We start from the raw sequence: 7229 nt of genomic DNA, 5'->3' as shown, positions 1-7229 counted from the left end.
TTCGACAGGCGGTCGGCCAGAATATTGGTGGCGATCTTTTCCTCGGCATTGAGGAAGGCCTTATAGGTCGAACGCCCCTTGAACATCAGGTCGCGGATAATCAGCAGCGACCACGAGTCCCCCACCACCTCCAGCAGCAGATTGATCGGGCATTTGGAACGTGGGCCGCGCGCGGCGTCCTTCGCCGTTTCTTTGACCGCCTTAGGCGCGGGCTTGGGGGCCTGACGACGGCCGAAGGTCGCGGTGGATTTGAGCGGGATGGGAGCCGTTTTGACCATGGGCGCGGGCTTTCGATGACGTTCTGAAATCGGATGCCAAAATGAATAGCAGATAACAAGTGAATTATTTATTGAATTGCGTTTTGAAATTTATGTCTGTGAATTGCAAAATGCAATTTTTATGCAAGGTGTTTAAAAGTAAAGATTTTTATAAAATGTCCACGGATGATTTGCGGCGGTCTCGGTTTTAAAGAGAAGCCACAGATTACACAGATTACACAGATGGCACAGATTATCAGCGTCCTGAAGGAAACGCAGAGCTTGTCCCCAACACCCTGGGCGCGAAGCGCCAATCTGTGAAATCTGTGTAATCTGTGGTTCCCAAAATGACGAAACCGCTGCCGCAGTTCAAACAGCGTCTCGGCTTCACCACTTTCGACGGGTATCAACTATGTGCGCTCGGCCTGTTTGGCCTTGTTCCACAAAGCGTCCATTTCGGCGAGGTCCGACTGTTCCGGTGTCTTGCCGATCTTGGCCAACTCGGCCTCGATCATCTCAAAGCGGCGCACAAACTTGGCATTAGTGCCGCGCAGGGCGTCTTCGGGCTCGGCCTCCATCTTGCGCGCCAGATTGGCGATGACGAACAGGATGTCACCCAGCTCGGCCTTGGCCTTTTCGTGATCGCCTGCCGCCAGTTCGACCTTCAGCTCGGCGACCTCTTCCTCCAGCTTGTCCAGCACCTCATTGAGTGACGGCCAGTCGAAGCCGACGCGGGCCGCGCGTTTGGTCAGCTTGGCGGCGCGGGTGAGGGCGGGCAGCCCCACGGGCACGTCGTCGAGAATGCCATGCTTGGCCTTGGCCTTGCGCTCGGCGGCCTTTTGCACCTCCCAGGCGGCATTCTGTTCGTCGGCGGTGCGGTCCCCGGCCTCTCCAAAGACGTGCGGGTGACGGCGGATCAGCTTGTCCGTCATGGCCTGAGCCACGTCGTTGAAATCAAACAGTCCCTGTTCCTTGGCCAGATGGCTGTGGAAGACCACCTGAAACAGCAGGTCGCCCAGTTCTTCCTTGAGGTCGCGCATGTCCTTGCGCGCAATGGCGTCGGCCACTTCATAGGATTCCTCGATCGTGTAGGGGGCGATCGTGTCAAAGGTCTGGGCCAGATCCCACGGACAGCCGCCGTCCCTGGCCCGCAGGCGGTTCATCACCTCAATCAGCGCATCAATGGGGGCGGGGGGAGCCTGGGTCACGGGATAAACCTTTTGCTTTCAGTGCGGACTGAATGGACGCATAGCGTTCCGGCGTCAGGTCATAGGATGTCATTGCCCACGCACCAAGCAAAAGAAAAATGACCGGCAGGCCAATAAAAAAGGCTTCGACCCAGAACAGGGCTTCGGGCGTGTTGTGCGCCGCCTTGTTATCGAAGCCCAGCAGGGCCAGAGCCGACAGGGTGAGCACCGAAAAGGCGTAGCCGAGCTTGGTCGTGGCCGACAGAATCGACATCAGCGTACCCTTCTGATCGTGGCCGGTTTCCAGCAGCACCTCATCACCAATGTCCGCCATCAGCGAGCGCGTCAGCAGCAGATAGGCGGCGTAGGGGATGCCGGCCAGAAACACGGCCACGGCCATGATGGGGAAGTTGTTTGCCGGCACGAAGGCCAGCCCGCTGTAGACGACGGCGAAGATAATGGCCGAGGCGATCAGGGTGCGGTGCTTGGAAAAGCGTTTCGAAGCCCAGTTCCACAGGGGCGCCCCGACAAGGCCTGCCACGAAATAGAGCAGCATGGCGATGGTGCATTCAAAGCGCGTCAGCCCCTTGGTCTGCATAAAATAGAAGAAGAACAAGGCCCCCATGATCCCCGGCGCCAGCCCCATCAGCAGGTCAGCCAGCAACACCCGGATAACGTTCGGGCGGCGGATCATGTCGAAATAGGCCGCCAGCCGCACCTCATGCGTCGCCGCATCGGACATCTTTTCCGGCACGATCCACAAGGCGATGCCGATGGTCAGGGGTAAGGTGATCATGATGAAAATGCCCATCCACTGCACGCCGGTCTGATAGGTCTGACCGATGGCCTGCGCCACCACGGGGATCAGGGCGACGCACAGGAGGCCGACAATATTGCCGACCTGCCAGAAGGCGAAGACCTTGGTGCGCTCGTCATAGTCGTCGGTCAGGACGCTGCCCCAGCTCGACTGGCTGAGCGCGGCCATCGAGAAGCCGATATAGATGACCAGCAGCCAGATACCGAGATACAGCGCCGAAGCCCCCGCCGGGGCCAGAAACATAAAGCCGGTGGAAACGAACAGCACCGGCAGGCACAGGGCCATCCATAGCTTGAACCGCCCGAAGCGTGTGCGCGTGCGATCCATCGCCCAGCCGATGAGAGGATCAACGGCAATGTCGATCAGCTTAACGGCCATAAACACCACGCCGACCATGCCCAGGCTGATGCCGATATAGGTGACGTAGTATTCTGACAGGGTCACCGACAGAGGCAGGCCCAGCGCCGCAAAGGGGATGCACGGCCCGCAAAAGGCGAGCAAGCGTGGCCAGGTAACGTGTTTGGATGACATGAAAACCCCTGTGAGCGCGTCTTTTGTGAGTTCGGCCAGATTGCCGTATGCGGCAACATAACACGCCGGCTAGATTTGAACAATGTTCATTTTACTATTTGCAAATCGATAGGCGGGGGATAGTCAAACGTTTGCACAGTCCTGAATTCCGCGCAATAGTGCCTGTATTTTCGCCAGTATAGATTTTAAGAGCGTTAAAGGGTTGACATTATTCGCCTGAACCCTGACGTTTAACTTAATCCGTAATTCAACATGTCTCCTCGGCGACGGCGCGTTTGTGCCGCCGGATTGCGGGCCTTTTCTGTCCTCAAACTCTAAAGGCGACCGATGGATCACCATAATATTTCTCTGATTACAACCCTTGCGTCCGGATTCGGTCTGGCGTTGCTGTTTGGCTTTCTGGCTGAAAAAATCAAACTGCCGGCGCTGGTCGGCTATCTGCTGGCCGGAATCCTGATCGGGCCGTCCACGCCGGGCTTTGTCGCCGACACCCATATCGCCGCACAGTTGTCGGAAATCGGCGTCATGTTGCTGATGTTTGGGGTTGGCCTGCATTTCTCGCTGGGCGACCTGATGTCGGTGCGCAAGATCGCCCTGCCCGGGGCGGTTGTGCAGATGTCGCTGGCCACCTGTCTGGGCTTTGCGCTGGCACACTGGGGCTGGGACTGGGGCATGGGGGCGGCCCTCGTCTTCGGCTTGTCGCTATCCTGTGCCTCGACGGTCGTGCTGCTGAAGGCGCTGGAGGCGCGCAACGCCATCGACAGCATGAACGGCCGCATCGCCGTCGGCTGGCTGGTGGTTGAGGATCTGGTGACGGTGCTGGTGCTGGTCCTGCTGCCACCGCTGGCGCATCTTTTGGAGAGTAATGGCTCGGCGGGGAGCGCCCCGACCGGCAATCTGTGGGTCACCATCGGTCAGACCCTGCTCAGCGTCGGGGCCTTTATTGCCCTGATGATGCTGGCCGGGCGCAAGGTGTTTCCGTGGATATTGTGGCAGGTGTCCAAGACCGGTTCGCGCGAACTGTTTACCCTGTCAGTTATCGCGGCGGCCATCACCATCGCCTGGGGGGCGTCGGAGCTATTCAGCGTGTCATTCGCGTTGGGGGCCTTTTTCGCCGGTATGGTGATGCGCGAGTCGAAATTCAGCCACCGCGCCGCCGAAGAATCCCTGCCTTTGCGTGACGCCTTTTCGGTGCTGTTCTTTGTGTCGGTCGGCATGTTGTTCGACCCGAAGGTGCTGATCGAACACCCGATGGAGGTTCTGGCCGTCGTCGGGATTATTATTGTCGGTAAGGGGCTGGCGGCGGCGGCTCTGGTGCTGGTCTTTCGCTATCCGCTCAACACCGCCTTTACTGTGGCGGCCAGTCTGGCCCAGATCGGCGAATTTTCGTTTATTCTCGGCGGGTTGGGGCTGTCTCTTGGCATATTGCCGCAATCGGGGATGAGCCTGCTTCTGGCCGGGGCGCTGGTGTCCATTGCGCTCAACTCCTTCCTGTTTGCGGCCATTGCCCCCCTGACGCGCTGGGTGCTGGCCCATTCGGAACTGGCGCGGCGGCATGAGCGGCGCGAGGACGTGCTGTCCGAACTGCCGCAGACGACGGAGGCTCGCTATCTGAAAGGACAGGTGGTGCTGGTCGGCTATGGCCGCGTCGGCAAGCGTATCGCCGCTACTCTGGACGCGCAGGGCATCGCCTATGTGGTTGTTGAGCAGAACCGCGAGCGCGTGGAAGAGTTGCGCCAGAACGGCAAGGCCGCCGTCTATGGCGATGCCGTCGAACCGGAGGTGCTGGTGCAGGCCCACATCCAGCACGCCGCCATGTTGCTGGTGGCGACGCCTGATCTGGTGGATATCCATCTGATGGTCGAGGCAGCCCGGCGCGTCAATCCGGCCATAGAGGTCGTGTTGCGCACCCACAGCGAAGAAGAGATGCACTTCTTGCAACAGGCGCAGATGGGGACGGTCTTCTTTGGTGAAGAGGAACTGGCGCGCAATATCACGCGCCATGTCCTTGATCGTTTCAGTCCTAAGGCGGTCTGATTACGCCTCATTAACCATAGCGGGCGCAGAGTTCAAACCTGACCAGAATCAGCTCAGAAGGCTCTGATCATGCCTCATGCGCCCGCCATCAATGATAATCTGTCGCCGCTGGAACAGGCGCGTCTGCTGCTCGATAAGCGCGTAGAGCGGACACCGTCCATTCTCAAGGCGCTGATGGCCTCGGCGGCGTTTGCCGTGTCGGGATTATGGCTGGCGGCGTCTATGCTGGTCGGCCCGGTCATGTCGCAGAACAAGCCGGAGCCTACGCCCGTCGTCAGCAAGGCGGTCAGTTCGGGCACTGAGGGCGGCTTTCAGTTGTCGGCCAGCCCCTCAGACCTTAAGTGACTCAGTTGCCCTGCTTATAACGCCAGGCTTCCGAGGCGGCCTTGATCAGGGCCGAGGCCTTGTGCACGGTTTCCTGATACTCGGTGAGCGGCACACTGTCGGCGACCACGCCGGCTCCGGCCTGCACGTAGATTTTTTCATCCTTGAACAGGGCCGTGCGCAGCACGATACAGACGTCCAGCGACCCGGAACCGGAGATATAGCCGACGCCCCCGGCATAGCCGACGCCGCGTTTGACCGACTCCAGTTCGTCGATAATCTCCATGGCCCGCACCTTGGGCGCGCCCGACAGCGTCCCGGCCGGTAGAGCGGCCAGAAGGGCATCGACCGGATCGAGATTGGCCGGGGCGTCGCCTTCGACGTTTGAGACGATGTGCATAACGTGGCTGTAGCGCTCAATATAGAATTTCTGCGTCACGCGCACGCTGGCCGGTTTGGCCACGCGGCCCACATCGTTGCGGCCCAGATCGAGCAGCATCAGGTGTTCGGACAATTCCTTCGGATCGGCCAGCAGTTCGGCCTCAAGCGCCCTGTCCTCTTCCGGTGTTTTGCCGCGCGGGCGGGTGCCGGCGATCGGGCGGATGGTCAGTTTGCCGTCGCGCACCCGCACCAGAATTTCCGGCGACGATCCGGCCAGCTGGAAATTGCCGAAGTCGAGATAGAAGAGATAGGGCGAAGGGTTCTGACGGCGCAGTGACCGATAGAAGGCGAACGGGTCAAGGTCGAACGGCGCTTCGAAACGGTGCGACGGCACCACCTGAAAAATATCGCCCGCCGCTATGTAGTCCTTGGCCTTTTCGACCATGGCGCTGTAGTCCGCCGCCGAGGTGGGTGAGGTGAGGGCGGGTTGTTCGCGCTCCATGGCCACGGGCTTGGGCGGCAGGGGCAGGCGCAGGTCTTCTTCCACCTGATCGAGGCGCGACAGGGCCGCACTATAGGCCGTCTGGGCGTTCACACCCGCGCCCGGCCATACGGTCGTCGCCAGCAGGATTTCGTGCTTCACATTGTCGAAGACGCAGATGACCGACGGGCGGCACACCACGGCGTCCGGCAGGGACAGCGGGTCGGGATTGGCGGGCCCCAGCGGCTCGTACAGCCGGATAAGGTCATAGCCGAACACGCCGAACAGCCCCGAAATCATCGGCGGCAGGTCGTCCGGAATTTCCAAACGGTGCGCGGTGACGAGCGCGCGCAGGGACTCAAGCGTCGGCGCGCTTTCGGCCTCATACAGCCCTTTGGCAATCGCCGCTTCACCGCGCGCGATTTCCGCCCGCTCACCGAAACAGCGCCAGACGAGGTCGGGCCGCAGGGTCAGGATCGAGTAACGCCCGGCCAGAGCGCCACCTTCGACCGATTCAAACAGAAACGAGAAGGCGCGGCTTTTGGCCAGTTTGAGATAGGCCGAGACAGGCGTTTCCAGATCGTCGGTCAGGCGGCGGGTGACAATAACCGGTTGTCCGGCGTCATATTGGGCCGCAAAGCCGCTGACGCCGGTGGCATCGGAAGCGAAGGCCGCGCTGATCATTTGGCGGCCTTGCCGGCTTCTGCCGTCTTGTCGTCCGCCTTGATGCTGGCCGGGTTGAGGCCCAGAGCCGCGATTGCGGCATCTGGGTTGGTCTTCGTCTTGACCGCGGCGCGTGCGCCCTTGCGCATGGTGAAGCTGAGGTCCTGGAACAGGCCATAGGCGACGGCCTGACCGGTCATGGCCGAGGCCTGATTGACTGCGGTGGCCTCGGCCTTGTTAATGGCGGTGACCTTACCCACGACGCTGACCATTTCGTTCAGGCGAGCGGTGAAGACCTCATTATTTTTGGCCGAAAAGATGCGGCCAGCGATTTCCGGACCAACGCTTTGCGGGGCCGATTGACGCGCCAGAGCAGGGTAGGCCTGAGCCTTCAGGCCCATAGAAGAGGCGACGGCCTGGAGTGTCTCGCCCTTGCGCAGGCGCGCAGCGGCTTCTTCGCTCCTGGCGGCGACGCGGTCCCCGGCCGTCTTTTGTTGCCAGGCCTGAATCATCTGCGGCTTGATGGTATCGAGCGCCGGGACTTCCGACGG

6 protein-coding genes and 1 pseudogene are annotated in these 7229 nt (G+C 60.6%); 2 read left to right on the top strand and 5 right to left on the bottom strand.

Annotated elements, in window-relative coordinates:
- From Q0072_RS18915 to Q0072_RS18905, 3 genes and pseudogenes are all read right to left on the bottom strand, one after another.
- Positions 1-278 (bottom strand): annotated as a pseudogene (locus Q0072_RS18915) (transcriptional regulator); the annotation flags it as partial.
- 389 nt (positions 279-667) lie between these two features.
- A complete protein-coding gene (gene mazG, locus Q0072_RS18910) occupies positions 668-1420 on the bottom strand; it encodes a nucleoside triphosphate pyrophosphohydrolase (RefSeq protein WP_298333100.1) in 753 nt (250 codons plus the stop codon).
- Between the two features lie 16 nt (positions 1421-1436).
- Complete coding sequence (locus tag Q0072_RS18905) at positions 1437-2792, bottom strand: MFS transporter (protein ID WP_298333099.1); 1356 nt, start codon at positions 2790-2792, stop codon at positions 1437-1439.
- A gap of 327 nt (positions 2793-3119) precedes the next feature.
- Between Q0072_RS18905 and ybaL the strand changes: the two genes are divergently transcribed.
- Positions 3120-4829: a YbaL family putative K(+) efflux transporter gene (gene ybaL, locus Q0072_RS18900; protein ID WP_298333098.1), complete on the top strand. Its 1710-nt coding sequence runs from the start codon at positions 3120-3122 to the stop codon at positions 4827-4829.
- 69 nt (positions 4830-4898) lie between these two features.
- Positions 4899-5174 carry a hypothetical protein gene (locus tag Q0072_RS18895; RefSeq protein WP_298333097.1) on the top strand — a complete coding sequence of 92 codons (276 nt, stop codon included), beginning with the start codon at positions 4899-4901 and terminating at the stop codon, positions 5172-5174.
- A 1-nt stretch (position 5175) separates the two neighbouring features.
- Here the strand turns inward: Q0072_RS18895 and trpE are convergent, their stop codons facing one another.
- Both trpE and Q0072_RS18885 read right to left on the bottom strand, forming a co-directional pair.
- On the bottom strand, positions 5176-6699 hold the full coding sequence (trpE, locus tag Q0072_RS18890) for an anthranilate synthase component I (RefSeq protein WP_298333096.1): 1524 nt from the start codon (positions 6697-6699) through the stop codon (positions 5176-5178).
- Positions 6696-7229: peptidyl-prolyl cis-trans isomerase (locus Q0072_RS18885; protein WP_366941855.1), on the bottom strand; the 534-nt coding region annotated here is incomplete at its 5' end. The genes trpE and Q0072_RS18885, both read right to left, overlap by 4 nt.

It is taken from the genome of Asticcacaulis sp., from assembly GCF_027484505.1.
Lineage (GTDB): Bacteria > Pseudomonadota > Alphaproteobacteria > Caulobacterales > Caulobacteraceae > Asticcacaulis.
The sequence above is the reverse complement of the archived record's forward strand: the minus strand, read 5'-3'. Positions and strand labels throughout refer to the sequence as shown.

Excerpts from the sequence above, each read along its gene's own strand:
- Q0072_RS18895 (WP_298333097.1), top strand. The coding sequence starts at position 4,899 with ATGCCTCATGCGCCCGCCATCAATGATAATCTGTCGCCGCTGGAACAG.
- ybaL (WP_298333098.1), top strand. The coding sequence starts at position 3,120 with ATGGATCACCATAATATTTCTCTGATTACAACCCTTGCGTCCGGATTC.
- Q0072_RS18905 (WP_298333099.1), bottom strand. The coding sequence starts at position 2,792 with ATGTCATCCAAACACGTTACCTGGCCACGCTTGCTCGCCTTTTGCGGG.
- mazG (WP_298333100.1), bottom strand. The coding sequence starts at position 1,420 with ATGAACCGCCTGCGGGCCAGGGACGGCGGCTGTCCGTGGGATCTGGCC.
- trpE (WP_298333096.1), bottom strand. The coding sequence starts at position 6,699 with ATGATCAGCGCGGCCTTCGCTTCCGATGCCACCGGCGTCAGCGGCTTT.